Below are 25,744 nucleotides of genomic sequence, written 5' to 3' on the forward strand. Positions count from 1 at the left end.
GTTGCTTCAGGCGGTGACGCCGCGGGCGTGCCTGATCACGTCGGCGAACCATTTGAACGACGCCTTCGGAATCCGGCGCAGCGTCGGATAGTCCACATAGACGAGGCCGAAGCGCACCCTGTAGCCTTGCTCCCACTCGAAATTGTCGAGCAGCGACCAGACCATGTAGCCGCGCACGTCGGCACCGGCGGCGATCGCCTGGTCGAGCGCGGTGATGTAGTCGCGCAGGAAGCCGATGCGGCCGGGATCGATCACGTCGCCGTTGTCGTCCGGCTTCTCGACGTTGCTGCCGTAGCCGTTCTCGGTCACGTAAACCGGCTTGCCGTAGCGGCGGCTGACCTCGATCAACGTATCCCGGAACGCATCGGGTTCGATCGTCCAGTCGATCGGTGAGCGCGCAATGCCCTCGGGCTTCGGACCCCAGCCGAGCCCGACGATCGCCTTCGGATCGGAGTTGATATAGACGGGGCTGTAGTGATTCAGCCCGAACCAGTCGAGCGGCCGGTGGATGCGTGCCATGTCGCCGGGCAGGATGTACGGCTTGATGGCGTCGCGGATCAGATCGGGATATTCGCCGCGATATTGCGGATCGGCGAAAGCGCGGTTCCAGTAGTCGCCGATCAGCTTGGCTTCGGCGACGTCTTCGGGGCGGTCGCTCGACGGATACACCGGCTGATAGTTGGTGACCAATCCGATCTGTGCGTCCGGCACCGTCTCGCGCAGCGCATCGACGGCGGCGCCGTGCGCGAGATTGACGTGATGAATCCAGCGATGCAGCTTGTCGTCGGCGCTGCGGTCGCGCGCGCCGAACGAGCGGCTGAACAGGCTGAATATGCCGGGTTCGTTGAAGGTGGCGAAGCGCTTCACGCGGCTGCCGTAGCGGTTGCCGATCACGCGGGCGTAGTCGGCGAACCATTCGACGCAGTCGCGGTTGAGCCAACCGCCGCGCTCTTCCAGCGCCTGCGGCAGATCCCAGTGATAAAGGCAGATCCACGGCTCGATGCCCGCTGCCTCGAGTGCGTCGATCAATCGGTCGTAGAATGCGAGGCCGGGCTCGTTGACGGGGCCCGTGCCTTGCGGAAACACCCGCGGCCAGGCGATCGAGAAACGGTACGCCTGAAGTCCGAGCGTCTTCATCAGCGCGACGTCTTCCTGGTAGCGATGATAGTGATCGCAGGCCACGTCGCCGGTGTCGTTGTTGGCGACATAACCGGCGCGGCAGTACACGTCCCAGATGCTCTGGCCGCGGCCGTCCTCGTTGACCGCGCCCTCGATCTGGAAGCTCGCCGTCGACACGCCCCAGACGAAGTCCCGGCCGACGTTCGACAGCGCCGGCAGGCCTGGCATCGGCTCGGTGGCGGAAGGGATGGACGACGAGGCCATGGCGAATTCTCCGATTGCAGGTGTCGTTTGATACGCCGCGCTGCCTTGGGGGGCGCTTGCGTTGAATCAAACCGCGACGTTGTGCGCCGGTTCGGTTGACGGCGTGTTGCCGTGCCGGCCGGCGGAAAGTGGCGGACCGGCACGGCGTCGTCATGGCAGCGTTGCGGCCGGCGCGGTGTCGGCGCAACGGGATGTCAGCCCGGCCAACCGGCGCTGAGGCCGCCGTCGACCGTGAAGATCGCGCCGGTGGTGTAGCCGGAGCGGTCGGATGCGAGATAGGCCATCATGTCGGCGATCTCGCGCGGCGAGGCCGGGCGGCCGAGCGGGAGATTTTTCTGCAGTTCGATGTAGCGATTCTCGTCGCCGAGTTCGGCCTTGGCGCGGCCGCGCATGCGGCCGAGATAGCGGTCGGTGCCGACCGGGCCGGGATTGATGCCGACCACGCGGATGTTGTCGGCCAGACTGCGGCCGCCGAGCGTGCGGGTGAAGGCCATCAGCGCGGCGTTGCCGGCGGAACCGCAGATGTATCCGGCGTCGAGCCGTTCGCCTGCCGCGCCGATGTCGTTGATGATGACCCCGCCGCCGCGCGTCTTCATCTGCGCATACACCAGCCGGGTCAGATCGATGAAACCGAACACTTTCAGATCCCAGGCGTGGCGCCAGGCCGCTTCGTCGATTGCGTCGATCGTGCCGCGCGGAATGTCGCCGGCATTGTTGATCAGAATGTCGATGTCGGCCGCCTGCGCGGCAAGCTGCGCCAGATCGGCTCTGTCGCGGAGATCGGTTGCATGCACCGCGACGCCGACGCCGTACTGGTCGCGCAGCCGTGCGGCGAGGGCTTCCAGCGCATCCTGGTTGCGGGCGGCGAGCCGCAGATGGCAGCCTTCCTCGGCGAAGGCTTCGGCTGCTGCGGCGCCGATGCCTTTCGACGCGCCGGTGATGAGGACGCGCTTGCCGCGCAGATGCAGGTCCATCGAGAGCCTCTTCGGCATGGTCCGGTTCGGCCGGACACCGTGGTTAGAGATAGCGTTGGCTCGCCTCCGCGGCAAAGCGGGATGGGCGTCTATCCGAACGATGCCGGAAAGTGAACGCCGCGCGTTGGTCGCTGCGTCGCGTTTCGCAATCGCGGCACGCGCTCAGTTCGCCGCGGCCTTGATGAAGGCGGGGAACTTGATCTCGGCCTTGGCCACATCGGGCGGCCACACCGCGATCTGCTTGCCGCCCTGCCACTGCAGCATCAGGCCGGTGAGCAGGCCCTTGCCGTACCGGAGGCCATGGGTGAACGGCTCGTCCTTGCCGTAGAACTGGACGCGACCGATCGTGCCCTCGTAATCGGTTTCCTCCAGCGCTTCGATCAGCTTGTCGGCATCGGTGGAGCCCGCGCGTTTGACCGCTTCGGCGATGTAGTAGACTTGGTCGTAGGCCGTATAGCCGGCAAAGGACGGATAGTTGCCGTACTTCCTCTTGAAATTTTCGGCGAACGGTACCGATTTCGGCGTTACGGCGACGCCCGGGCCCGACACGCCTTGATACAGCACTCCTTCGGACGCGTTGTCGGTGTCACCGCCGAACGTCTCGTTGGTGGCCTGGGACGCGATCCCGAACATCGGAATCGGCACCTGCTGGTTTTTCCACTGCACCGTCGGCTGCACGCCGACATGGGAAATCCCGGTGATGATCACGTCAGGCTTCGATCCCTCGATCTTGCTGAAGATCGGGGCGAAATCGGTGGTGTCGAGGGAGAACCGAATGTGATCCAGCACCTGCAGGCCGACTTTCGGCAGGCACTCCTGGTAACCGACGTCGAGAGGTTGGGTCCAGGCGGCGTCCTCGCTCATGATCACCGCGCTCTTCATCTTTCGGGCGTCGACCAACAGATCCTTGGCGGCATCGCATACCGACTGGGCGAGCTTGCCGGAGGTGAGATAGCCTTGGAAAGTGTATTTGTGGGTTTCGTAATCGTTGTGTACCGCCTTGCTGATCTCGTTGGACGACGCGCCCGGGGTGACGAACGGCGTCTTCAAGCGAGACGCCCACGGCATCAAGGCCAGAACCACTTCCGAATTGTAGCTGGCGATCACCACCTTGACCTTGTCGTCTTTGACCGCACGCTGGAAGGCGCGCACCGAGTCGGCCGCAGAGGAGTGGTTGTCGTAGCCGACGATCTCGATCTTGCGGCCGTCGATTCCGCCGTTGGCGTTGATCTCCTCCGCGGCGAGCCGGGCGGCCTGCGGAATCGAAGCGCCGACGATCGCCTGTGCCTCGGCGATCACGCCGATCTTGATCTGGCCCGCTGCGAGTGCGGACGGAGCACCTAGGCCGAGCGCGGCAATCGCGACCACAGCACGCACCGGCCACGAACGAACGCTCCAGGAGGTTGGCGACATGGCGTTTCCTCTTTTTGCCGTTGTCCGATGGTCGGCAGGCGGCCTGTTTGATCGGCCGTTGAAAGTGTAGCGCGGGATTTTCCGCAGGCAAGCGTCGGTGCGGCTCCGCTATGTGCGGCGCAGCGTTGAACAACGGCGCTGTTTTGGTTCAGATGAGGCCGCGACGACGTATGCGGGACACCGGAGAGACGAATTGAACCAGAAGAACGACGAATATCGAATTGCAGTGATTCCGGGAGACGGCATTGGCAAAGAGGTGATGCCGGAAGGGCTTCGCGTTCTCGAAGCGGCGGCCAAGAAGCATCGGGTCGAGCTGGTGTTCGACCATTTCGACTTTGCCAGCTACGACTATTACGAGAAGCACGGTCAGATGATGCCGGACGATTGGAAGGAGAAAATCGGCGGGCATGACGCGATTTTCTTCGGCGCGGTCGGTTGGCCGGCCAAGATCCCGGATCACATTTCGCTGTGGGGTTCGCTGATCAAGTTTCGCCGCGAGTTCGATCAGTACGTCAACCTGCGCCCCGTGCGGCTGATGCCCGGCGTGCCGTCGCCGCTCGCCGGCCGCAAGCCCGGCGACATCGATTTCTGGGTGGTGCGCGAGAACACCGAGGGCGAATACTCGTCGGTCGGCGGCCGTATGTTCCCGGACACCGAGCGCGAATTCGTCACCCAGCAGACGGTGATGACGCGGACCGGGGTCGATCGGATCCTGAAGTTCGCGTTCGAGCTCGCCCAGTCGCGGCCGAAGCGGCACCTCACCTCGGCGACCAAGTCGAACGGCATCTCGATCACCATGCCGTATTGGGACGAGCGCGTCGAAGCGATGGCGAAGAGCTATCCGGACGTGAAGTGGGACAAGTACCACATCGACATCCTGACCGCGCATTTCGTGCTGCATCCCGACTGGTTCGACGTCGTGGTCGGCTCCAATCTGTTCGGCGACATCCTGTCGGACCTCGGCCCGGCCTGCACCGGCACGATCGGCATCGCGCCATCGGGCAACATCAATCCGGAAGGCGATTTCCCGAGCGTGTTCGAGCCGGTGCACGGCTCGGCGCCGGACATCGCCGGCCAGGGCATCGCCAATCCGATCGGGATGATCTGGTCGGGCGCGATGATGCTGGAGCACCTCGGCGAGAAGCAGGCGGCGGAGTCGATCGTGAAGGCGATCGAACGCACCTTGGAGGAGCGCACGCTCCGCACCCGCGATCTCGGTGGTCAGGCCGACACCTCGGCCTGCGGCAAAGGCGTGGCCGAGATGGTCGAGTAAGCGGCGGACCGCGGATCGCGCCGCGCCAGATGTCAGCGGACCGGTGACAGGTCCGCTGCGCTGGCGCGGATCACCAGGGGCATCGGCTTGCGCACCCGCCGCCGTTGCCGCAGCGGCGGCGGCTGGCGCAGCGGTCGTCGCGGCTTGAGCGCGATCGCGTAGCCGGGCTTCCGACTCGGCAGCTGCGCAAGCGGCCGCGCCGGGATGCGGCCCGGTTTGCGCGGCGCGCGCTTGCCGGCGACCTTGCGGGCGGCGCCACGGGCGAGCGGCCGCTGGTTCTGCGACCGCCGCGGCTTGGCGATCTCGCGCGGCTTGGGCGGCACGATGCGGGTGACCGGCCGCAGCAGGAGAGGCGCAGCCTCGGTTGCGGGCGGGACGGGCGCCAGCGTGGGCGCCAGCACCGCCGAACTCTGCGGCGTCTTGTTCGGCGGCGGAGCCGGGGTGCTCGAGGCCGCGTGCGCTGCGACGTCGGCACCGGCATCGTGGATCCGGACGGCGCGCGGCGGCGGATCGGTGCGATCCCGGTGGATGCTGAAGGCGTAGTAGGCGGCGATCAGCACGGCCACGAGCAAGGTGGTCGGGGCGCCGATCATCAGCGTGCCGGCCATCACGATCATCGCGGTCGCTGCCGCCTTCAGCAGCTTGTCGCTGTCGTCGAACAGCCGCTCCAGCCAGCGCCAGTTGCTGCGCGTCCACAGCGGCGGATCGATCCGGAACGCGAAGGCGGCGCCGGCACGGGCGAACCCGACCTCACGCGCCGACAGCAGATACCACGTGACGAAGAACGCCAGCAGGAAGGCGATCGTGCCGGCGAGGCCGGCGGCAGAGCCGATAATGATCACCAGCGCCAGGGCGAAGACCGCATACCAATCCTTCATGGGAATGTCTCCGTGCGATTCGCGAAGTATCGCACAGGCTTGGTTCACGCGCTGTTGATTCGGATCAGGCCGGCGTCGTCGGGCGTCCGATGATTGCGGCGGATGCCCGGTAACGATGGTAATTAATTGCCGCCCGCGAGCGGATCAGCCGTTGGCCGCGATCCGCCGGCAATGTGCTCGGGCGGCCGCGATCAGGTTCTCGCTCGCTTCCGGAGTGCGGAACGCCGAGTGTGCCGACAGCGTCACGTTGGCCAGCGTAGTGAGGGGATGACCGATCGGCAGAGGCTCGATGTCGAAGACGTCGAGCGCGGCGTGGCGCAGATGGCCGGAGCGCAGCGCGTCGATCATCGCCGCCTCGTCCACCAGCGCGCCGCGCGCGGTGTTGACCAGGATCGCGCCCGGCCGCATCGCGGCGATCCGATCCTTCGACAGAAAGCCGCGGGTGTCGTCGCTCAGCAGCAGATGCATCGACACGATGTGGCTGTCCTGAAGGAGCGTGTCGAGATCGACGAAGCGAACGCCGGGGACCTGCCTGGCTGATCGGTTCCAGGCGATCACATCCATGCCCGAGCCGTGCGCGATCCGCGCGACCTCGGCTCCGATGCCGCCGAAGCCGATCAGGCCGAGGGTCTTGCCGGTGAGCTGCATCCCGTCTTCGCGCAGCCACTGGCCTTGCCGCATCTCGCGGTCCATCACCGCGAGATTGCGCGCCGCCGCCCACATCAGCGCGATCGTGGCTTCGGCCACCGCGGTGTCGCCATAGCCGCGGATCAGGTGAACTTCGATCCCCAACTCGGCGAGCTCTTCGACGTTCATGTAGCTGCGCGCGCCGGTGCCCAGAAAAACGACGTGCTTCAGCCCGGCGCATTGCCGCGCGATCTCGGTCGGCAGGTAGGTGTGGTCGATCAGCGCGATCTCGGCGCCGGCCAGCACCTCGGGCAACTGCTCCGGCGTCACGTCCGGATCGCGGTGAATCATCACCGGCGGATCGTCCGGCGCCGCCAGCCGCTCCATCAATTCGGCGAGCGTATCGCTGGCGTCGACGAACACCGCGTGCATCGTGATCTCCCCCAGAACTAGAGTGGCCGTCATCCGGCGACTACTTGGCGACGCCGGCGAGCGACAGCACGGTGTGCAGCAGCACGTTGGCGCCGGCGGCGCAGTCGGGCTGGGTGGCGTCTTCCAGCTCGTTATGGCTGATGCCGTCCTTGCACGGCACGAAGATCATCGCCGTCGGAATTCTGGCGTTCAGGTTGCATGCGTCGTGACCGGCCCCGGAGGTGATCCGGCGGTTCGAATAGCCGAGCGCGCCGGCTGCGGTCTCGACCGCCCCGACCAGCTTCTGATCGAAATGGGTCGGCTCCTTGCGCCAGACCAGATCGAGCGTGACTTCGACCTTGCGGCGCGGCGTGATCTCGGCGACTGCGGCGTGCAGCCGCTGATCGAGCTGTTCAAGGATCGCGGCATCGGCGCTGCGCATGTCGATGTTGAAGGCGATCTCGCCGGGGATGACGTTGCGCGACGGCGAGGCGATCACCGCTTCGCCGACGGTGCCGACGGCGTTGGGACCGAGCTCGGTGGCGATCTTCTCGACCGCCAGCACGATCTCCGCCAGCGTCGCCAGCGCGTCGCGGCGCAGGTGCATCGGGGTCGATCCGGCGTGGCTCTCGAAGCCGGTGATCTTGCCGTCGTACCACAGCACGCCCTGGCCGTGCTCGACCACGCCGATGGTCTTGCCTTCGGCTTCCAGGATCGGGCCCTGCTCGATGTGCAGCTCGATGAAGCCGGAGAACGGCTGGGTGCCGACCGGCCGGTCACCACGATAGCCGATGCCGTCGAGCGCTTCGGCGACGCTGATTCCGGCAGCGTCTTTGCGCGACAGCACGTCGTCTACCGTGAAGTCGCCGACGAATGCGGCCGAGCCCATCATCGCCGGGGCGAAGCGCGAGCCTTCCTCATTGGTCCAGTTGGTGATGCACAGCGGCAGCTCGGTTTCGATGCCGGCATCGTTCAGGGTGCGGATCACTTCGAGCGCGGCCAGCGTGCCGAGGATGCCGTCGAATTTGCCGCCGGTCGGCTGGGTATCGAGATGCGAGCCGAGCCCGATCGGCGGCTTGGTCATGTCGCGGCCCTTGCGCAGCGCGAACATGTTGCCGAGCGTATCGATCCCGACTTCGAGGCCCGCCTGTTCGCACGCCTGGCGGAACCAGTCGCGCACCTGCTTGTCTTCCGCCGACAGCGTCAACCGCCTGACGCCGCCCTTCGGCGTGCCGCCGAACTGCGCGGTGGTGAGGATGGTGTCCCACAGCCGCGAGGAATCGATCTGCAGGTTCGAGGCGGTCTTGGTCATAGTCACTCCGGAAAGAAACAGCGTGAACGGCACGAGGTCGGGCGAGAGTTTGTCAAGGCGGTCGCGCGGGCGTCAACCAATCGCCGGTTCAACCACGTGGGCAATATCGCGGAGCTGCATTGCGGGATCGGGCATGAAGCCGCCGGTATGGGCGATCTCGGCGGCGAGTTCGGCGACGCGCTCGATCGCCACGGTGTCGGGCGAGGCGAGCCAGCTCGCGGAAAACCGCAGCGGCGAGATCTTCAGGTCGGTCTGCAGCAAATGCAGCCGGCCCTCCGTGAGCTCGTTCTCGACGATCGCGGTCGGGATCACCGCGATGCCGAGGCCTTCGATCGCCATATGGATTACGGTGCCGAGCGACGCCGACGCATGCAGGCGGATCGGCGGCAGCTCCGGCTTGTTGAACAGCGAGCGCACGATCTCGTAGGGCTGCGTCTTGCGCGGGAAGGTGATGATCGGAAACTTCGCCAGATCCGCCACCGTCAGCGGGCCGTCGCCGAGTCCGAGCGACGGGCTGGCGAGGAAGCCGATCGGATATTCGCACAGCACCCGGCTGCGCACCGTCGACGCCGTCATCGGGCCGAGCAGGAACGCCAGTTCGATCTCCTGTGCCAGCAGCCGCGCGCGCAGGTTGGGCGTGATGTCGACTTCAATTTCCAGCGACAGATTGGGATAGACCCGGTTTACCTGCTCGATCAGCCGCGGCAGCCAGGTGTGGACGATGGTTTCGGCGACGCCGAGCCGCAGCACGCCGCGCATACTCGACTGATCGCTCACCGCCGCCATCATCTCGGTCCGCAGCCGGATCAGCTTTTCGGCATACAGCATCAACTGCCGGCCGCTCGGCGTCGGCGAGGCGACGCGATGGTCGCGCTGCAGCAGCCGCACCCCGAGCTCACGCTCCAGTTGCGCAATCCGCTGCGAGATCGCCGGCTGAGTGGTGTTGAGCTTCTGGGCGGCGCCGCGGAAGCTGCCGAGTGTCACCACCCAGATGAAAGTTTCGAGCGCTTTGAAGTCCACCATCGGTCGACTCCTTTGGTCGATAAGACAAGTTTATTGTTTCTGATCAGAAACAAAGATTAGACATTATACTAGGCTTCGGCTCCAGTGCTGTCGAGAGACTAGGCAGGATGAGCGAATGACTGTTTTTGCGGCAAAGCAACAGTTCCCTGACCTCGACAGGTCGCTTCCTTCCCACCAGGCCCGGCTCGCCTGCCGCGCCGGGCTCGCCGACACCACGGCTGGCGTGGCGCCGGGTTTCGTCCAGGGAAATCTGGCGATCCTGCCGGAAAAATACGCCGCCGCGTTCCACCGGTTCTGTCAGCTCAATCCCAAGCCGTGCCCGATCATCGGCATGTCCGATGTCGGCGATCCGATGATTCCCTCGCTCGGCATCGACCTCGACATCCGCACCGACTTGCCGCGCTATCGGGTGTGGCGCGACGGCGAGCTGGTCGAGGAGCCGACTGATATCACCGCGCACTGGCGCGACGATCTGGTCGCGTTCGTGATCGGCTGCTCGTTCTCATTCGAGGAGGCGCTGCTTGCCGACGATATTCCGATCCGCCACATCGAGCAGAAGGTGCGGGTGCCGATGTATCGCACCAACATCCCCTGCGCAGCGGCCGGTCCGTTCGCGGGCCCGATGGTGGTGTCGATGCGGCCGCTGAAGCCGAAAGACGCGATCCGCGCGGTCCAGATCACCTCGCGGTTTCCCTCCGTGCACGGTGCACCGGTGCATATCGGATTGCCGCAGTCGATCGGGATCGCCGACATCGCGAGGCCCGACTATGGCGATCCGGTGCCGATCGGCTCCGACGAATTACCAGTGTTTTGGGCCTGCGGTGTCACTCCCCAGGCCGTGATTGCCGCCGCTAAAGTCCCGTTCGCCATCACCCATGCGCCCGGCTTGATGCTTGTCACCGACCTGAAGAACAAGCACCTTGCCGTGCTGTAACGCCGAATAGAACCTCTGACCGCTTCACTCCCAACGCTGGTAGCAAAGGAAGACGTCATGAAGATCAATCGCCGTAACCTCGTTCTCGGCAGCGCGGCCAGCGCCGCTTTGCTGCCGTTCGCGACGGCACGCGCCGAGACCAAGGAAGTCGTCATCGGTGTGATCTACCCGTTGTCGGGATCGAGCGCTCAGATCGGCGTCGATGCACAGAAGGCGTTCCAGACCGCCGCCGAGCTGATCAACAACAAATACGACTACGACCTGCCGCTGGCGCGCGGCGAGGGGCTGCCCGGCCTCGGCGGCGCCAAGATCCGCCTGGTGTTCGCCGACCATCAGGCCGATCCGCAGAAGGGTCGCGCCGAAGCCGAGCGACTGATCACGCAGGAAAAGGTCTCCGCCATCATCGGCACCTATCAGAGCGCCGTCGCCGTGACCGTCAGTCAGATCTGTGAACGCTATCAGGTGCCGTTCCTGTCGGCCGACAATTCATCGCCGAGCCTGCACCGCCGCGGACTGAAATACTACTTCCGCCCGGCGCCGCACGACGAGATGTTTTCGCAGGCGATGTTCGATTTCTTCGATGCGCTGAAGAAGAAGGGGCAGAAGATCGAGACGCTGGCGCTGTTCCACGAGGACACCATTTTCGGCACCGATTCCTCGAACGCGCAGCTCAAGCTCGCCCAGGAGCGCGGCTACAAGATCGCCGCCGATATCAAGTATCGGGCCAACTCGCCTTCGCTCACCGCAGAGGTGCAGCAGCTCAAGGCCGCCAACGCCGACGTTTTGATGCCGTCGAGCTACACCACCGACGGCATTCTGCTGATCCGCACCATGGGCGAGCTCGGCTACAAGGCCAAGAACATCGTCGCGCAGGATGCCGGCTTCTCCGAAAAGGCGCTGTACGATGCGGTCGGCGACAAGATCCCGGGCGTGATCTCGCGCGGGTCGTTCTCGATCGACCTCGCCCAGAAGCGGCCGATGGTCGGCAAGATCAACGACATGTACAAGGAGAAGTCCGGCAAGGATTTCAACGACTACTCGTCGCGGCAGTTCATGGGCCTGATCGTGATGGCCGACGCCATCAACCGCGCCAAATCGACCGACGGCGAGAAGATCCGCGAGGCGCTGGCCGCCACCGACATGCCGGGCGAACAGACCATCATGCCGTGGAGCCGGGTGAAGTTCGACGAGACCGGCCAGAACACCTTCGCCGACCCGGTGTTGCTGCAATATGTCGGCGGCAAGTTCGTCACCATCTTCCCGACCCAGGCCGCGGTCGCCGATGCGATCTGGCCGATGCCGTAAGCGCTCGATTGAACGCCATGACCTCGGGCACAGTGTCGTCCCCGCGCAGGCGGGGACCCATACTCCCGGCAGTCACGGCTGAATGACGATGTCCCGCCGGCTGCGCGCCAAAGCGCGGGCCGGTGGTTATGGGTCCCCGCCTGCGCGGGGACGACAAACCGAGAGGCATTGCCTTTGACCACCGCGACAATCATCCAGTCTCTCGCCAGCGGTCTGCTGATGGGGCTTCTGTACGGCCTGGTCGCGGTCGGCCTGGCTCTGATCTTCGGCCTGATGGACGTCACCAACTTCGCCCATGGCGAATTCCTGATGTTGGCGATGTACATCACCTTCTTTCTGTTCGTGTTCTTCGCGATCGACCCGATCCTCGCCGCTCCCCTGGTCGGCGCGGCGATGTTCCTGTTCGGCGCGGTGATCTACTTATTGGTCGTTCGATTTGCGATGCGGGCCAAGGCCAATATCGGCATGGTGCAGATCTTCACCACGTTCGGGCTCGCGATCCTGATGCGCGGTTTGGCACAGTATTTCTTCACGCCGGACTATCGCAGCATCAACGTATCCTGGCTTGGCGGCAAGACGATCGAGATCGGCGGGGTGTTCCTGCCGGTGCCGCAACTGGTCGGTGCGCTGGTGTCGATCGCTGCGTTCGGCGCGCTGTACTTCTTTATGAAGAAGACCGATTTCGGCCGCGCCCTGGAGGCGACCCGCGAGGATGCCGGCGCGGTGGCCCTGGTCGGCATCGACAAGAACAAGGTGTTCGCACTCGGCTGGGGGCTCGGTTCGGCGCTGATCGGCCTGGCCGGTGCGGTGATGGCGGTGTTCTTCTACATCTATCCCGATGTCGGCGCCTCGTTCGCGCTGATCGCCTACGTCACCGTGGCGCTCGGCGGTTTCGGCAGCGTGTTCGGCGCCTTCGCCGGCGGCATCATCGTCGGCCTGGTCGAGGCGACCACCGCGATGATCCTGCCGCCGTCGCTGAAATCGATCGGCATCTACGCCGTCTATCTGCTGGTTGTCTTCATTCGGCCGCGTGGCCTGTTCGGATCGATCTGATGGACGAGGCTCACCTCAATCGCCGCCGCCGCGACCTGATCGTCGCCGCCTTGCTCGCGACCCTTGCGGCCTGCGCACCGCTGTTCGTCAAGGACGTCTACGTCCAGAACATCATGGTGCTGACCCTGATGTACGCGGCGCTGTCGCAAGCGTGGAACATCCTCGGCGGCTATTGCGGCCAGATCTCGCTCGGCCACGCGCTGTATTTCGGGCTCGGCGCCTACACTACCGCGCTGTTGTTCACCAAGCTCGGCGTGCTGCCGTGGTTCGGTATGCTCGGCGGCGGCATCATCTCGTCGGTGATCGCGCTGGCGCTCGGCTATCCCACGTTCCGGCTGCGCGGGCACTACTTCGTCATCGCCACCATCGTCATCGCCGAGATCGGCTTCCTGCTGTTCCACAATTGGGACTGGGCCGGGGCGGCGCTCGGCATCGACATTCCGGTGCGCGGCGATAGCTGGGCCAAGTTCCAATTCACCCGCAGCAAGCTGCCTTACTACTATTTCGCCCTGGTGTTCTGCTGCCTCGCCTGGCTGATCACCTGGTGGCTGCAGGATTCGAAGTGGGGCTACTGGTGGCGGGCGGTGAAGGACAACCCCGAAGCCGCCGAAAGCCTCGGCGTGGTGGTATTCAACTCCAAGATGGGCGCCGCTGCGGTGTCGGCGTTTCTCACCGCGGTCGGCGGCAGCTTCTATGCGATGTTTGTGTCCTACATCGACCCTGAAAGCGTGATGACCTTCCAGTTCTCGCTGCTGATGGCGTTGCCGGCCGTACTCGGCGGCATCGGAACGCTGTGGGGGCCGGTGCTCGGTGCGGCCATCCTGATTCCGCTCACCGAACTGACGCGGTCGTTCGTCGGCGGCTCGGGCCGGGGTGTCGACCTGATCCTGTACGGCAGCGTGATCGTGCTGATCTCGCTGGCGCGGCCAGAAGGTCTGCTCGGCCTGTTCTCGCGCAAGCCGGCCTCGAAGGGAGCGCCGCAATGACGACGCCTCTGCTTGAGACCCGCGGAGTCTGGCAGCGCTTCGGCGGCCTGGTCGCCAATTCCGACGTGTCGATCTCGGTTCAGCGCGGCGAAATCGTCGGCCTGATCGGCCCGAACGGTGCCGGCAAGTCGACGCTGTTCAATTTGATCGCCGGCGTGCTGCCGCCGACCCAAGGCTCGATCATCTTTGACGGCCAAGACGTCACCAGGCTGCCGGCCACCGCGCGCTGTGCCCGCGGCATCGGGCGGACCTTCCAGGTGGTGAAGAGCTTCGAGTCGATGACGGTGATCGACAACGTCATCGTCGGTGCGCTGATCCGCACCACGGTGATGCGCGAGGCACGGCGCAAGGCGCATGAGGTGCTGAAGTTCTGCGGCCTGGATGCACGCGCCGACGTGCTCGCCAGCCAGCTCATTCCCTCGGAAAAGCGCCGGCTCGAGGTCGCTCGCGCGCTCGCCACCGAGCCGAAGCTGCTGCTGCTCGACGAGGTGCTCACCGGCCTGACGCCCACCGAAGCGGAGAAGGGCGTCGAACTGGTGCGCCGCGTCCGCGATGCCGGCGTCACGGTGCTGATGGTCGAACACGTCATGGAAATCGTCATGCCGCTGGTCGACCGTGCCATCGTTCTCGACCTCGGCAAGGTGCTCACCGAAGGCAAGCCGGCCGACGTGGTGCGCGACCCGAAAGTCATCACTGCTTATCTTGGGGATCGTCATGCTGTCGGTGCGTGAGGTCACCACCGCCTATAAGGGGCTGGTCGCGATATCGAACGTCTCGATCGAGGTCGAGAAGGGCGAGATCGTCTGCGTCGCGGGCGCCAACGGTGCGGGCAAGTCGACGCTGCTGAAATCGATCGCCGGCGCCGAGCGGATCCGCTCCGGCCAGGTGCTGTTCGACGGCGAGCGCCTCGACGGCGTGGCGCAGCATCTGATCACCGCGCGCGGTGTCGCCTATGTGCCGGAGAATCGCCGGCTGTTTCCGCGGCTGTCGGTGCACGACAATCTCAGGCTCGGCAGCTATCTGTATCGCGGCAAGGCCGATCGCGAACAGCCGCTGGAGTTCGTGTTCAGCCTGTTTCCGCGGTTGCAGGAGCGGCTGGAGCAGCGCGCCGAGACACTCTCCGGCGGCGAGCAGCAGATGCTGGCGATCGGCCGCGCGCTGATGACCCGGCCGCGCCTGCTGATGCTCGACGAGCCATCGCAGGGCATCATGCCGAAGCTGGTCAGTGAGATCTTCCAGTCGGTGAAGAAGATCCGCGATGCCGGCATGACCGTGCTGATCGTCGAGCAGCGCATGGCCGAATGCCTCGAAATCGCTGACCGCGCCTACATCCTGCAGACCGGCCGCGTCCAGATGCAGGGCAGGGCCGCCGAGCTGATGGACAACCCGGACGTCCGGAAGGCGTATCTGGGGTTGTAAGAGCTGGTTCTCACGGCTCGTGTGCCGTGGTACACTGTGTCCATGAGCGTCGAGGATATCGAGAAGGCAGTCGAGCAGCTTCCGGCCGACCAACTCGCGCGGTTTCGCGCATGGTGCGTGGCTTTTGATGCTGCGCGTTTCGACGAGCGGATCGCGCGAGACGCGGCTGGAGCACGGTTGGACGACTTGGCGGCAGACGCCATTGCCGAACATCGGCGCGGCGGCTCACGAGAGCTGTGAGGCATTTTGCGAGCTCCCGATTTTGGATAGCCTATCGGGCGTTGCCTCAGCCGATCCGCGCTCTCGCCGACAAGAACTTCGCTCTGTTGAAGGCCGATGGAAGTCATCCATCGTTGCATTTCAAGAAAGTCGGCAATCTGTATTCGGTAGGAGTTGGCCTCGGTTACCGGGCGCTCGCTGTGCCGGTGGACGAGGGGCAGTTGTGGTTCTGGATTGGCAGCCACGCCGACTATGATGCGATGCTCCGATGACGGCAGCGATGCACAAAGTTCGAATGCGCTAAGGTCAGGTGTCTCCCGGGGATAATCATCCGATGCCGCGCTTCTCAGCCAATCTCAGCCTGATGTTCACCGAGCACGCCTTTCTCGACCGCTTCGATGCGGCGCGGGCGGCGGGTTTCGATGCGGTGGAGTTTCAGTTTCCCTACGAGTTCGAGCCCGCCGCCATCGCCGAGCGGCTGCAGCGCAATCGCCTGACGCTGGCGTTGTTCAATCTGCCGCCGGGCGACTGGGCCGCCGGCGAGAAGGGATTTGCGGCGCGGCCGGACAAGTTCGACGAATTGCAGAGCAGCCTGCACACCGCGCTGCCGTATGCGCTCGCTACCGGCGTGAAGCGGCTGCATCTGCTCGCCGGCAATGCCGACCGCCGCGACGGCGCCGCGGCGCTGGCGTTTCGGCGATCGCTGGCAGTCGCCGCGCATTTCTTCGCGCCGCACGGCATCGATGTGCTGGTCGAACCGCTCAACCGCCGCGACGCGCCCGGCTATTTCCTCGACGACGTCGACTTCGCGCACGACCTCGTCCGCGAGCTGGCTATTGCCAATCTGAAGCTGCAGTTCGACGTCTATCACGGCCAGATCCTGCATGGCGACGTCACCACGCGGCTGCGCGAGATGCTGCCGGTGATCGGCCATGTTCAGGTCGCCAGCGTGCCGTCGCGGCACGAGCCGGACGGCGAGGAGCTGAACTATCCGTTCCTGTTCGCCGAACTCGACCGGCTCGGCTACGCTGGTTTCGTCGGTGCCGAATATCGGCCGCGCGCCGCGACGGTCGACGGCCTCGGTTGGTTTCGCCCCTACGCGGGGCCATAGCGCGATCAGGCGGGGCGCCACTCCAGCACGCCGTCGGCCGCGGTCGTGATCGGTCCGCGGGTGCCGACCGGGCTGCGGTCCATATCGGTCAGGAACGCGAGCGTCGCCTGATCCTGCGACGGCACACGCGCCAGCGCGCGGGCGCCGTCAGCGGTCCGCAGCATCACCACGCCATGCTGGACCTCGCCGCGGCCGTCATAGATCACCGTGAAGGTCTCGACCCTGCCGTCACCGCCGGCCTCGGTGACGAAGCGCGGCACGGCGCCATTGGCCGCGTCGGCCTTGGCCTGGACGCTGACGTCCTCGCTCAGCGGCTGCTGCGGCGGCGTGCGCGAGACGACTAGTCCGTGATGCTTGGTGACGAAGCCGCCCTGGCCGTAAAGCAGGCCGAGCTTGGCGCCGCCGCGCAGGCGCCGCACCATCGCGCAGGCGGCGTGGGTCATGTAGGTGTTGAGCGGCGCGCCGAAGAATGTGAGGCCGCCGGTCACCGTCGGCTCGACGTCGTCGCCGAGGCCGAGCGTGCGCCGCGCCATCTTCGGCACCACCGGGAAACACGAATACAGCTCGATCGCGTCGAAGCGGTGGCCGTCGCCGCCGACCATCGCCTTGATGGTCTCCAGCACCGCGTTCTGGGCGTGGCTCTGCACGAACTGATCGCGGGCGAGATAGTCGCGCGGCTCTTCGGCAGAGGCGCCGCCGTGGATGTAGATCAGCTTGTCCTCGGGAATGCCGGCTTCGCGCGCCTTGGCCAGTGAGGTCAGCAGCACCGCGGCGCCGAGATTGACGCTCGGATTGGCGACCATCAGCTTGGTGTAGGGCCAGGCGATCAGCCGATTGTCGGACGAAGGCGTGGTGATCTCGTTCGGCGCGAAGGCGCGCTTGATCCAGGCGTTCGGATTGCGCGCCGCTGCGGCCGCGTAGCGCGACCACAACACGCCGGATTCGTCGAGCGCCTGCCGCGGTGTCTGGCCCCAATGTGCAGCGGTGGCGACCTCATACAAGGGATACACCGTGATCGGCCGCGCGACTCCGAGCGTCGAGGCGATCGGCTGCTGGAACGCCGCGCCGCGCTTCGGTTCCGGCGCATCGTGCGCAAACGGCGTCCATGGCAGCTCGATCTTGGCGCGCGCCGCCTTGGTCGCGGTCGATTGTGACTCGGCGCCGCAGACCACGGCGACATGCGCGTCGCCGCGGGCGATCCTTAGCGCCGCCTCGTGGATGAACCGGATCGGGCTCTCGCCGCCGACCGGCCCGTAAAAGCAGTGACGCGGCGCGACGCCGAGCCGTGTCGCCAGTTGCTCGGCCGGTGCGTGATAGCGCCAGCTCAGGAAGTTGACGACGTCGAGCGAGTCGATCTGCGGCAGCAGGCCCGCCGCGCTGTCGTCGCCGGCGCGTTGCACGGCGGCTTCGAGCAGCGTCAGCGGCTCCAGCCCTTGCGCGATGTCCTTGGGGTGATCGGCGATTTCGCCGACACCGGCGATGACGGGAATGCGTTCGGGCGGGAGCGTGGTCGGCATTTCTTGCTTCTTGTTGATCGGAAGATGGAGGCGGGTGTCGTCAGAACGCGGTGTAGCCGCCGTCGATCACGAACGTATCGGCGGTGTGATACGACGACGCCTTGCTCATCAGATACACGGCGATGCCGCCGAAATCCTCCGGCTCGCCGAAACGTCGCACTGGAATACGCGGCATCACGTTGGCGACGAATTTGTCGTTGCCCATGATGCCGGCGGTCATGTCGCTCTTGATCCAGCCAGGCAGGATCGCGTTGGCTGTGATGTCGTAGCGGGCGAGTTCGACCGCGAGCGCGCGCACCAGCGCGTTGATCGCCGCCTTGGTGGCCGCGTAGTGCTCGTTCCGCGCGGTGCCGAAGATCGAGGCGAGGCTCGAGGTCGCGACCAGCCGGCCGAACGGATCGCCGTCGGCGGCGCGCTCGGTCATGTGCCGCGCCGCAGCCTGGAAGGCGTGGAACACGCCGTCGAGATTGGTCGCGAACATCGAGCGCCACTGCTCTTCGGTGCGGTCGATGAACGCCTGCCGGCCGCCGCCGCCGATGCCCGCATTGGCGAAGCAGCCGTCGACGCGGCCGAACGCCTTCAGCGTCGCATCCATCGCCGCCTTGACCGAAGCGGGATCGGTGACGTCGCAGATCTGTGCGTCGACCTTGCCCGGCGCTTTCGCCATCGTGGCGAGCGCGGCGTGGTTCTTGACCGCGTTGCGGCCCCAGATCGAGACGTTGCAGCCGGCGGCGGCCAGCGCCTGCGCCATGCCGAGGCCGATACCACCATTGCCCCCGGTGACGACCGCGACGCGGCCGCTCAGATCGAAAATGCTCATCCAGCGTTTCCATTTTTGTTTGTCGCGCGCTACACCGTGCAGGCCGGTGCGGACGCTGTGATCGATGCAGGACCATGGACAAGCGCGTCGCAAAAATCAAATATGCTTTCACGTCGCAAAACCCTTCCACAGCGCGGAATAACCGCGAACCGATAGCGCGAGGAAACTATGCAGTTCAAACACGTCACGCTCGATTTCGACGGCGCCGTCGCGATCCTGAAACTCGATCATCAGGAAGTGATGAACGCTGTGTCGATCGACATGCTGGGCGGCCTCGGCGAAGCGCTGGACGCGATCGAGGAGAAGCGTGCCGAAGTGCGCTGCCTGGTGATCACCGGTGCCGGTCGCGCGTTCTGCACCGGTGCCAATCTGCAGGGCCGCAACTCCGGCAACAACATGAGCCAGGGCGGCGGCAAGGGTGCCGGTGCCGCGCTCGAGACTGCGTTTCATCCGTTCCTGCGCCGGCTGCGCCGGCTGCATTGCCCGATCGTCACCTCGGTCAACGGCCCGGCCGCTGGCGCCGGCATGAGCTTCGCGCTGATGGGCGACATGATCCTGTGCGCCAAGTCGTCGTACTTCCTGCAGGCGTTCCGCCGCATCGGCCTGGTGCCGGATTGCGGCTCGACCTGGCTGCTGCCGCGCCTGGTCGGCAAGGCGCGCTCGGTCGAATTGTCGCTGCTCGGCGAGAAGCTGCCCGCCGACAAGGCGCTGGAATGGGGCCTCGTCAATCGCGTGCACGAGGATGCCGAGCTGTGGGGCGAAACCATGAAGCTCGCCCACGACCTCGCCAACGGTCCGACCATCGCGCTGTCGCTGATCCGCAAGCTGTATTGGGACTCGCCGGAGAACTCTTTCGAAGAGCAGCTCAACCTCGAATTCGAATGCCAGCGCGTCGCCGGCTCGACCGAGGACTTCAAGGAAGGCGTCGGTGCCTTCCTCGAGAAGCGCCCGGCGCAGTTCAAGGGCAAATAAGCCCGACATGGCTGCTGCAGCTATTGCCGACGCGCTGAAGAAGAGCGTGGTCGGATGGTGCGCTGGCGCGACCGGCATTCGTGATCTCGCGCAGCTTTCGGGCGGCGCCAGTCAGGAGACCTGGTCGTTCGTGATCGAGCGGCCGGACGGCGATATCGCGGCGATCCTGCGCCGTTCGCCGCCGGGCTACGGCAGCGTTTCCGGACGTGCCGCGGGTCTCGACGTCGAAGCCGAACTGATGCGGCTCGCCTATGAGGCCGGCGTACCGTCGCCGCAGGTGCTGCACGTTCTCACCGAGGCCGACGCGCTCGGCGCCGGCTTCGTGATGCGGCGCGTCGAGGGCGAGACCATCCCGCGCAAGATCCTGCGCGATGCGCAGTTCGCCGAAGCGCGGCCGAAGCTGGCGCGGCAGATCGGCACCATCCTCGCCGGCCTGCACGGCATCGACAGTGCCGCGCTGCCGAGCTTGCGGACGATCAGTTCGAGCGAGGAGATCGGTCTGCTGCGCGATGACTATCGCAGCATGGCCTGGCCGCGGCCGGTGTTCGAACTGGCGCTGCGCTGGCTCGGCCACAACGACCCCGGCGCGTCGAAAGCGGTCACGCTGGTGCACGGCGATTTCCGCCACGGCAACCTGATCATCGGTCCGGACGGCGTTCGCGCGGTGCTGGATTGGGAACTGGCGCATCGCGGCGATCCGATGGAAGACCTCGGCTGGATCTGCGTCAATTCCTGGCGGTTCGGCGAGATCGACAAGCCGGTCGGCGGGCTCGGCTCGCGCGAGGAGATGTTCGAAGGTTACGAAGCCGCGGGCGGCCGCGTCGATCCGGATCGCGTCAAGTTCTGGGAAGTGATGGGCACGCTGCGCTGGGGCATCATGTGCTGCGGCATGATGCAGCGGTTCCGTCAAGGCCCCGATCATTCGATGGAGCGCGCGATGATCGGCCGCCGCTCGTCGGAAACCGAAATCGATCTGCTGCGGCTGCTGGCGCCGCGCGGCTAATCATTCAGCGAGGCAGCGATGCAGGACGAACCGAGGCCGGACGAACTGATCAAGTCGGTGGCGGACTTTCTGCGCGAGCAGATCGTTCCACAGATCTCCGGCCACGCCGCGTTCAAGCTGCGGGTCGGCATCAATGCACTCGATCTGGTGACGCGGCAATTGGCGTTGTCGGGCGAAAGCGACGCCGAAGAACACGCCAGCCTGAAGGCGCTGCTCGGCCATGACGGCTCGCTGTTCAATCTCAACGCCGAACTCGCCGATCGCATCGCCTCCGGCGCGGTCGACCTGTCGACGCCCGGCGTCAAGGACCATCTGTGGCGCACCACGCTGGCCAAACTCGCCGTCGATCAGCCGAACTATGCGAGCTATCGGCGGGAGATGCAGGGAAGCGAATCCAAAGAGGCTGCGTCATCCTGAGGCGCCGTCGTGAAGCGACGGCCTCGAAGGATGAGCTGCAAGCATTCGTCGCCACATCCTTCGAAGCTCGCTGCGCTCGCGCCCCGGAATGACTCGGAGAGGCTGTGTCCCCTTCGTTCCGCGTCGTCATTGCGAGCGCAGCGAAGCAATCCAGTCGCCTTGCATTTAACTTCCGGATTGCTTCGTCGCTGCGCTCCTCGCCATGACGAAAGAGATCTCGCGGCGAGGAACTACTTGCCCTGCCAGTTCGGCGCGCGCTTCTCCGAGAACGCCTTCGGTCCTTCGATGTAGTCCTGCGACGCCACCATCGCCTTCACGGCCGGATAGTCGCGCTGTTCGGCGATCGCCTGCGGCAGTGATACCTCCAAACCTCGCGACAGTGTCTGCTTCGAGGCGCGGATCGACATCGGCGAGACGGCACAGATGGCTTCGGCCCAGCGTTCGGCGGCGGCGAGCGCCTCACCCTGCGGCACGACTTCGTTGACGAAGCCGAGCTCCAGCCCCTCCCGGGCGGGGACGTGGCGGGCGGTGAGGATCATGCCCATCGCGCGCTTCAGACCGATCTGGCGGGGCAGGCGATGCAGGCCGCCGGCGAGCGCGGCGAGGCCGACGCGCGGCTCGGGCAGCGCAAAGGTTGCGTTCTCCGCCGCGATGATCAGGTCGCAGGCGAGCGCGATCTCGAAGCCGCCGCCCATCGCGACGCCGTTGACCGCGGCGATGATCGGCTTGTCGCAGTCGAAACGCGAGGTGAGCCCGCCGAACCCGCTCTCGCCCCAGCCGCGCTTGCCGCCCGACGCCTGCCACTTCAGATCGTTGCCGGCGCAGAACGCCTTGTCGCCGGCGCCGGTGACGATCGCGACCCACTGCTCGGGATCTGCGGCGAAATCGTTGAACACGCCTTCGAGTTCGAAATGCGCGTCGGTGTGCAGCGCGTTGTACACTTCGGGCCGCGACAGCGTGACGATGGTGATCGGGCCCTTGCGGGTGACGGTGGAGAACTGCAGCGCCATCGGCGTTTCCTTTTTTCGTTGAGCAGAATTGTGCGGCTGAAGCGCGCTTGACTTGTCGTGCGCGGCGCATGTTAATCGGTCGCTTAACAAGATCAACAACAACACGAAGACTGTGGGAGCACGCCTTGGATTTCTCTCTGCCGCCCGATCTGGTCGCCTATTTGGCCGAACTCGACCGCTTCATCGACGCGAAGATCAAGCCGCTTGAGCAGGCCGACGACAACATCCGCTTCTTCGATCATCGCCGCGAATGGGCGCGGACCGATTTCGAGAACGGCGGCTTGCCGCGTCACGAATGGGAAGAGCTGTTGCGCAAGGCGAAGGATCTCGCTGACGACGCCGGCCATCTCCGCTTCGCGATTCCGAAGCGCTATGGCGGCCAGGACGGTACCAACCTCTGGATGGCGGTGATCCGCGAACACTTCGCCGCCAAGGGACTCGGCCTGCACAACGATCTGCAGAACGAGCATTCGATCGTCGGCAATTTCCCGATCGTGAAGATGCTCGATCTGTACGGCCGCGACGATCAGAAGGCGATGATCGACGGCTCGATCACCGGCAAGTATCGCATCACGTTCGGCCTGACCGAGCCCGATCACGGCTCGGACGCCACCCATATGGAGACGTGCGCCGAAGAGGCGGTGCGCGACGGCAAGAAGGGCTGGGTGATCAACGGCGAGAAGATGTGGACGACGGGCATGCACGTCGCCACGCATTGCGCGCTGTTCGCCCGTACCGGCGGCAAGGACGGCGACGCGCGCGGCATCACCTGCTTCCTGGTGCCGGCCGATGCGACTGGCGTGAAGGTCGAAGAGTACTTGTGGACCTTCAACATGCCGACCGACCATCCGCGGGTGAGCTTCACCGATGTGTTCGTCACCGAGGAGGCGGTGTTCGGCGAGGTAGGCCGCGGCCTGTCGCTGGCGCAGTGCTTCGTGCACGAGAATCGCATCCGTCAGGCAGCCTCGTCGCTCGGCGCCGCGGTGTTCTGCATCAATGAAAGCGTGAAGTACGCGCGTGAGCGCAAACCGTTCGGCGAAGAACTGGCGCGCAACCAGGCGATCCAGTTCCCGCTCGTCGAGCTTGCCACCCAGGCCGAGATGCTGCGCCTCCTGATCCGCAAGACCGCGTGGGAGATGGATCAGATGACCCAGGCGCAGGTCGAGCACACACTGTCCGACAAGGTGTCGATGTGTAACTACTGGGCGAACCGGCTGTGCGGCCAGGCGGCCGACCGCGCGATTCAAGTGCACGGCGGCATCGGCTATTCGCGCCACAAACAGTTCGAGCACATCTACCGCCACCACCGCCGCTATCGCATCACCGAAGGCAGCGAGGAAATCCAGATGCGGAAGGTGGCGGGATTCTTGTTCGGCTATATGGGCGCGAACAAGCGGTAAGGGCGACGCTCACCACTTCACCTTGGTCATTCCGGGGCACGCGCGATAGCGCGTGAACCCGGAATCCAGAGCTGTTCATCGTCGGATGGTTGCCACCTCGAGACTGTGGTCACCACTCGAGATTCCGGGTTCGCGCTACGCGCGCCCCGGAATGACGACGTGACGGTCTTGCGAGCTACGCTCGCGCCCCCGAATGACGGGGTTGGTTTAGCGCGCTGACGCGCGCGATGGATGCGCGGGTCGAGCCCGCGCCTGACGTTTGTCAGGTGGAGTGAGCATTGCCCCGCTTACAAACGTCATCCCCCCGAGCCTGCGGGGGATCCAGTATGCGAGCGCGTTCGCGGCGAATGCACCGTAGAGCGACGAGCGCTCTGCGATACTGGGGCGCCCGGACGAGCCGGGCGATGACGACGGTGGATGTGTTTAGCTGAACGCCGCCGCTCAGTTCACCTGGCGGTCCTTGCCGTTCCAATACGGGTCGCGGAGTTGGCGGCGCAGGATCTTGCCGGAGGCGTTGCGGGGCAGGGCCGGGATGAAGTCGATCGACTTCGGAGTCTTGTAGCCGGCGATCCGGGTGCGGGTGAAGCCGATGATGTCCTGCGCGGTGGCTTCCTTGCCGGGCTTCATCACCACCACGGCCTTGACGGCTTCGCCCCACTGATCGTCCGGCACGCCGACCACAGCGACCTCGGCGACGTCCGGATGATCGCAGATCGCGCTCTCGACCTCGGCCGGATAGATGTTCTCGCCGCCGGAGATGATCATGTCCTTGATGCGGTCGTGGATGTAGACGTAGCCGTCCTCGTCCATGTAGCCGGCATCGCCGGTGCGCAGCCAGTTGTCGGCGTCGATCGTCTTCTTGGTGGCGTCGGGGAGATTCCAGTAGCCCACCATGTTGGAGCCGGAGCGGGTGGCGATCTCGCCGACCTGGCGCGGCGGCAGCGGCTTGCCGTCGGGATCGAGGATTGCGATCTCGACCCCGGGCAGCGCCTTGCCGGCCGAGCGCATCCGCTCCAGCCCTTCGACATGATCCTCCGGCGGCAGCGCCACGATGGTGCCGGTGGTCTCGGTCATGCCGTACATCTGCACGAAGCCGCACTTGAAGACCTCGATGCACTCCTTCAACAGCGCCGCCGGAATCGGTGAGGCGCCGTACAGCATGTATTTCAGCCGCGAGAAATCGACCTCGCGCGCACGCGGCTGCCGCACCACGAATTGCATCGCCGCCGGCACCATGAACAGCTTGGTGATGCCGGACTGCTCGAAGAAATCGAGCACCTTGGTCGGATCGAATTCGCGCGCGATCACGCCCTTGGCGCCGTGATAGATCCCCATCATGCCCCAGCCGGAGCCGCCGATGTGAAACACCGGCATCGCCACCAGCGACACGTCGTCGGGCGTCCAGGTGTTCCACTCCGGTTTGTTGTCCTGGCCGGCGCGGACCAGCGACAGGAAGTTGGCGTGGCTGAGCATCGCGCCCTTCGGCTTTCCGGTAGTGCCGGAGGTGTAGAGTTGGATCGCGATGTCGGACGGCGCGATCGCGACCTGCGGATCGTCACTCGGCTGCGCGTCGCGCCATTTGGCAAAGTCCTGCCACTCCGGCGCGCCGCCCTCGGTAGTGATGATGTGGCGCACGCTCGGGATCTGATCCTTCAGGCCGCGGACCTGATCGACGAATTCCGGGCCGACGAACAGGATCGCCGCCTTGCAGTCTTCGACGATGTAGGCGATCTCCGGCCCTGCAAGGCGCCAGTTCACCGGCGCCATCACCGCCTTGGCCTTGATCGCGCCACTCCACAGCTCGAAATAAATGTCGCTGTTCTTGCCGAGATAGGCGATGCGCTCGTTCGGTTGCACGCCGGAGGCCTGCAGCGCGCGCGCGACCTGATTGGTGTGGCGATCGAAGTCGGCAAAGGTGCTGATGCGGCCTTCGAATTCGTAGGCGATCTCGCTGCCGCGGGTCTCGGCCTGTGCGCGGATCACATCGGCCAGCGTGGCCGGCTCCGACGAGGCAGCCGGCGCAGGCGAATTGAAGGCGGCCGTGCGGGCCTTCTCCTGAAGGTCGGACATTGTCACTCCCTGGATATTATTAGTTGCTTGTTGTTTGCCGGAAGTCTGCCGCGCTTCGCAGGCAAACACAAGCGGGAGGGAATGTCGCGGGTGGGAAGTAAATGCCGCGGCGAGAGCAGAGCCGGGCGGCGTTGCAGGGCACAATGGCTGCGCACAACAACCTGGTCATCGCCCGGCTCGTCCGGGCGACCCAGTATTGCAGAGCGTTCGTGGT

25 protein-coding genes are annotated in these 25,744 nt (G+C 65.4%); 14 read left to right on the plus strand and 11 right to left on the minus strand.

The window, feature by feature from the left end; all coding sequences use genetic code 11:
• Positions 1-6: 6 nt before the first annotated feature.
• The 3 genes from DU475_RS01915 to DU475_RS01925 form a co-directional block, all read right to left on the minus strand.
• Positions 7-1,383 carry a GH1 family beta-glucosidase gene (locus DU475_RS01915; RefSeq protein ID WP_013503469.1) on the minus strand — a complete coding sequence of 459 codons (1,377 nt, stop codon included), beginning with the start codon at positions 1,381-1,383 and terminating at the stop codon, positions 7-9.
• Positions 1,384-1,577: 194 nt separating this feature from the next.
• The gene (locus tag DU475_RS01920) at positions 1,578-2,357 is read right to left on the minus strand and encodes an SDR family oxidoreductase (protein WP_047307760.1); all 780 of its coding nucleotides are present in this window, start codon (positions 2,355-2,357) and stop codon (positions 1,578-1,580) included.
• Between the two features lie 162 nt (positions 2,358-2,519).
• Entirely contained in the window at positions 2,520-3,770 is a 1,251-nt protein-coding gene (locus tag DU475_RS01925; RefSeq protein ID WP_013503467.1) for an ABC transporter substrate-binding protein, read from the minus strand.
• A 193-nt stretch (positions 3,771-3,963) separates the two neighbouring features.
• Here DU475_RS01925 and DU475_RS01930 point away from each other — a divergent pair, with 193 nt between their 5' ends.
• Entirely contained in the window at positions 3,964-5,043 is a 1,080-nt protein-coding gene (locus DU475_RS01930; RefSeq protein WP_164630365.1) for a tartrate dehydrogenase, read from the plus strand.
• Between the two features lie 32 nt (positions 5,044-5,075).
• Here DU475_RS01930 and DU475_RS01935 read toward each other — a convergent pair whose 3' ends face one another.
• The 4 genes from DU475_RS01935 to DU475_RS01950 form a co-directional block, all read right to left on the minus strand.
• The gene (locus DU475_RS01935; RefSeq protein WP_164630367.1) at positions 5,076-5,921 is read right to left on the minus strand and encodes a hypothetical protein; all 846 of its coding nucleotides are present in this window, start codon (positions 5,919-5,921) and stop codon (positions 5,076-5,078) included.
• Between the two features lie 144 nt (positions 5,922-6,065).
• Positions 6,066-6,980, minus strand: a complete 915-nt coding sequence (locus DU475_RS01940; RefSeq protein WP_164630368.1) for an NAD(P)-dependent oxidoreductase — start codon at positions 6,978-6,980, stop codon at positions 6,066-6,068.
• A 40-nt stretch (positions 6,981-7,020) separates the two neighbouring features.
• Positions 7,021-8,271 carry a Zn-dependent hydrolase gene (locus tag DU475_RS01945; protein WP_164630371.1) on the minus strand — a complete coding sequence of 417 codons (1,251 nt, stop codon included), beginning with the start codon at positions 8,269-8,271 and terminating at the stop codon, positions 7,021-7,023.
• Positions 8,272-8,343: 72 nt separating this feature from the next.
• Complete coding sequence (locus tag DU475_RS01950; protein WP_013503462.1) at positions 8,344-9,294, minus strand: LysR family transcriptional regulator; 951 nt, start codon at positions 9,292-9,294, stop codon at positions 8,344-8,346.
• A gap of 115 nt (positions 9,295-9,409) precedes the next feature.
• Between DU475_RS01950 and DU475_RS01955 the strand changes: the two genes are divergently transcribed.
• The 9 genes from DU475_RS01955 to otnI all read left to right on the plus strand — a co-directional run bounded on the left by DU475_RS01955 (position 9,410) and on the right by otnI (position 16,321).
• Positions 9,410-10,228, plus strand: coding sequence for a putative hydro-lyase (locus DU475_RS01955; protein WP_013503461.1), 819 nt, complete (start codon positions 9,410-9,412; stop codon positions 10,226-10,228).
• Between the two features lie 57 nt (positions 10,229-10,285).
• Positions 10,286-11,533: an ABC transporter substrate-binding protein gene (locus DU475_RS01960; protein ID WP_013503460.1), complete on the plus strand. Its 1,248-nt coding sequence runs from the start codon at positions 10,286-10,288 to the stop codon at positions 11,531-11,533.
• Positions 11,534-11,707: 174 nt separating this feature from the next.
• Positions 11,708-12,586, plus strand: coding sequence for a branched-chain amino acid ABC transporter permease (locus DU475_RS01965; RefSeq protein ID WP_013503459.1), 879 nt, complete (start codon positions 11,708-11,710; stop codon positions 12,584-12,586).
• Positions 12,586-13,572: a branched-chain amino acid ABC transporter permease gene (locus tag DU475_RS01970; RefSeq protein ID WP_013503458.1), complete on the plus strand. Its 987-nt coding sequence runs from the start codon at positions 12,586-12,588 to the stop codon at positions 13,570-13,572. The genes DU475_RS01965 and DU475_RS01970 overlap by 1 nt, the downstream gene beginning before the upstream one ends.
• Positions 13,569-14,303: an ABC transporter ATP-binding protein gene (locus DU475_RS01975; protein ID WP_142882257.1), complete on the plus strand. Its 735-nt coding sequence runs from the start codon at positions 13,569-13,571 to the stop codon at positions 14,301-14,303. Before DU475_RS01970 ends, DU475_RS01975 begins: the two co-directional genes overlap by 4 nt.
• Positions 14,287-14,991 carry an ABC transporter ATP-binding protein gene (locus DU475_RS01980; protein ID WP_047307749.1) on the plus strand — a complete coding sequence of 235 codons (705 nt, stop codon included), beginning with the start codon at positions 14,287-14,289 and terminating at the stop codon, positions 14,989-14,991. Before DU475_RS01975 ends, DU475_RS01980 begins: the two co-directional genes overlap by 17 nt.
• Before the next feature lie 42 nt (positions 14,992-15,033).
• On the plus strand, positions 15,034-15,231 hold the full coding sequence (locus tag DU475_RS01985) for a hypothetical protein (protein ID WP_205524174.1): 198 nt from the start codon (positions 15,034-15,036) through the stop codon (positions 15,229-15,231).
• Positions 15,228-15,482 carry a hypothetical protein gene (locus tag DU475_RS01990; protein ID WP_164630376.1) on the plus strand — a complete coding sequence of 85 codons (255 nt, stop codon included), beginning with the start codon at positions 15,228-15,230 and terminating at the stop codon, positions 15,480-15,482. The genes DU475_RS01985 and DU475_RS01990 overlap by 4 nt, the downstream gene beginning before the upstream one ends.
• Positions 15,483-15,544: 62 nt before the next feature.
• Positions 15,545-16,321, plus strand: a complete 777-nt coding sequence (gene otnI, locus DU475_RS01995; RefSeq protein WP_047307752.1) for a 2-oxo-tetronate isomerase — start codon at positions 15,545-15,547, stop codon at positions 16,319-16,321.
• A 5-nt stretch (positions 16,322-16,326) separates the two neighbouring features.
• Here the strand turns inward: otnI and DU475_RS02000 are convergent, their stop codons facing one another.
• Both DU475_RS02000 and DU475_RS02005 read right to left on the minus strand, forming a co-directional pair.
• Entirely contained in the window at positions 16,327-17,838 is a 1,512-nt protein-coding gene (locus tag DU475_RS02000) for an acetyl-CoA acetyltransferase (RefSeq protein ID WP_164630378.1), read from the minus strand.
• Between the two features lie 40 nt (positions 17,839-17,878).
• Positions 17,879-18,658 (minus strand): SDR family NAD(P)-dependent oxidoreductase, encoded by a 780-nt coding sequence (locus tag DU475_RS02005; RefSeq protein WP_013503451.1) that lies wholly within the window; start codon positions 18,656-18,658, stop codon positions 17,879-17,881.
• 168 nt (positions 18,659-18,826) lie between these two features.
• Here DU475_RS02005 and DU475_RS02010 point away from each other — a divergent pair, with 168 nt between their 5' ends.
• The 3 genes from DU475_RS02010 to DU475_RS02020 are packed head-to-tail and all read left to right on the plus strand — an operon-like array spanning position 18,827 to position 21,050.
• A complete protein-coding gene (locus DU475_RS02010) occupies positions 18,827-19,630 on the plus strand; it encodes an enoyl-CoA hydratase/isomerase (protein WP_047307754.1) in 804 nt (267 codons plus the stop codon).
• A gap of 7 nt (positions 19,631-19,637) precedes the next feature.
• Positions 19,638-20,633 (plus strand): phosphotransferase family protein, encoded by a 996-nt coding sequence (locus tag DU475_RS02015; protein WP_164630380.1) that lies wholly within the window; start codon positions 19,638-19,640, stop codon positions 20,631-20,633.
• Positions 20,634-20,651: 18 nt separating this feature from the next.
• The gene (locus DU475_RS02020; RefSeq protein WP_164630382.1) at positions 20,652-21,050 is read left to right on the plus strand and encodes a DUF6285 domain-containing protein; all 399 of its coding nucleotides are present in this window, start codon (positions 20,652-20,654) and stop codon (positions 21,048-21,050) included.
• A gap of 230 nt (positions 21,051-21,280) precedes the next feature.
• On the opposite strand, the gene DU475_RS02025 is transcribed toward DU475_RS02020, so the two are convergent.
• Complete coding sequence (locus DU475_RS02025) at positions 21,281-22,060, minus strand: enoyl-CoA hydratase-related protein (RefSeq protein ID WP_013503447.1); 780 nt, start codon at positions 22,058-22,060, stop codon at positions 21,281-21,283.
• A 125-nt stretch (positions 22,061-22,185) separates the two neighbouring features.
• Between DU475_RS02025 and DU475_RS02030 the strand changes: the two genes are divergently transcribed.
• Positions 22,186-23,460, plus strand: coding sequence for an acyl-CoA dehydrogenase family protein (locus DU475_RS02030; RefSeq protein WP_164630384.1), 1,275 nt, complete (start codon positions 22,186-22,188; stop codon positions 23,458-23,460).
• Between the two features lie 441 nt (positions 23,461-23,901).
• Here the strand turns inward: DU475_RS02030 and DU475_RS02035 are convergent, their stop codons facing one another.
• Positions 23,902-25,530: a fatty acid--CoA ligase gene (locus DU475_RS02035; RefSeq protein ID WP_164630386.1), complete on the minus strand. Its 1,629-nt coding sequence runs from the start codon at positions 25,528-25,530 to the stop codon at positions 23,902-23,904.
• Positions 25,531-25,744: the final 214 nt, after the last annotated feature.

It is taken from the genome of Rhodopseudomonas sp. WA056 (assembly GCF_010906995.1).
GTDB classification, from domain to species: Bacteria; Pseudomonadota; Alphaproteobacteria; order Rhizobiales; family Xanthobacteraceae; genus Rhodopseudomonas; species Rhodopseudomonas palustris_G.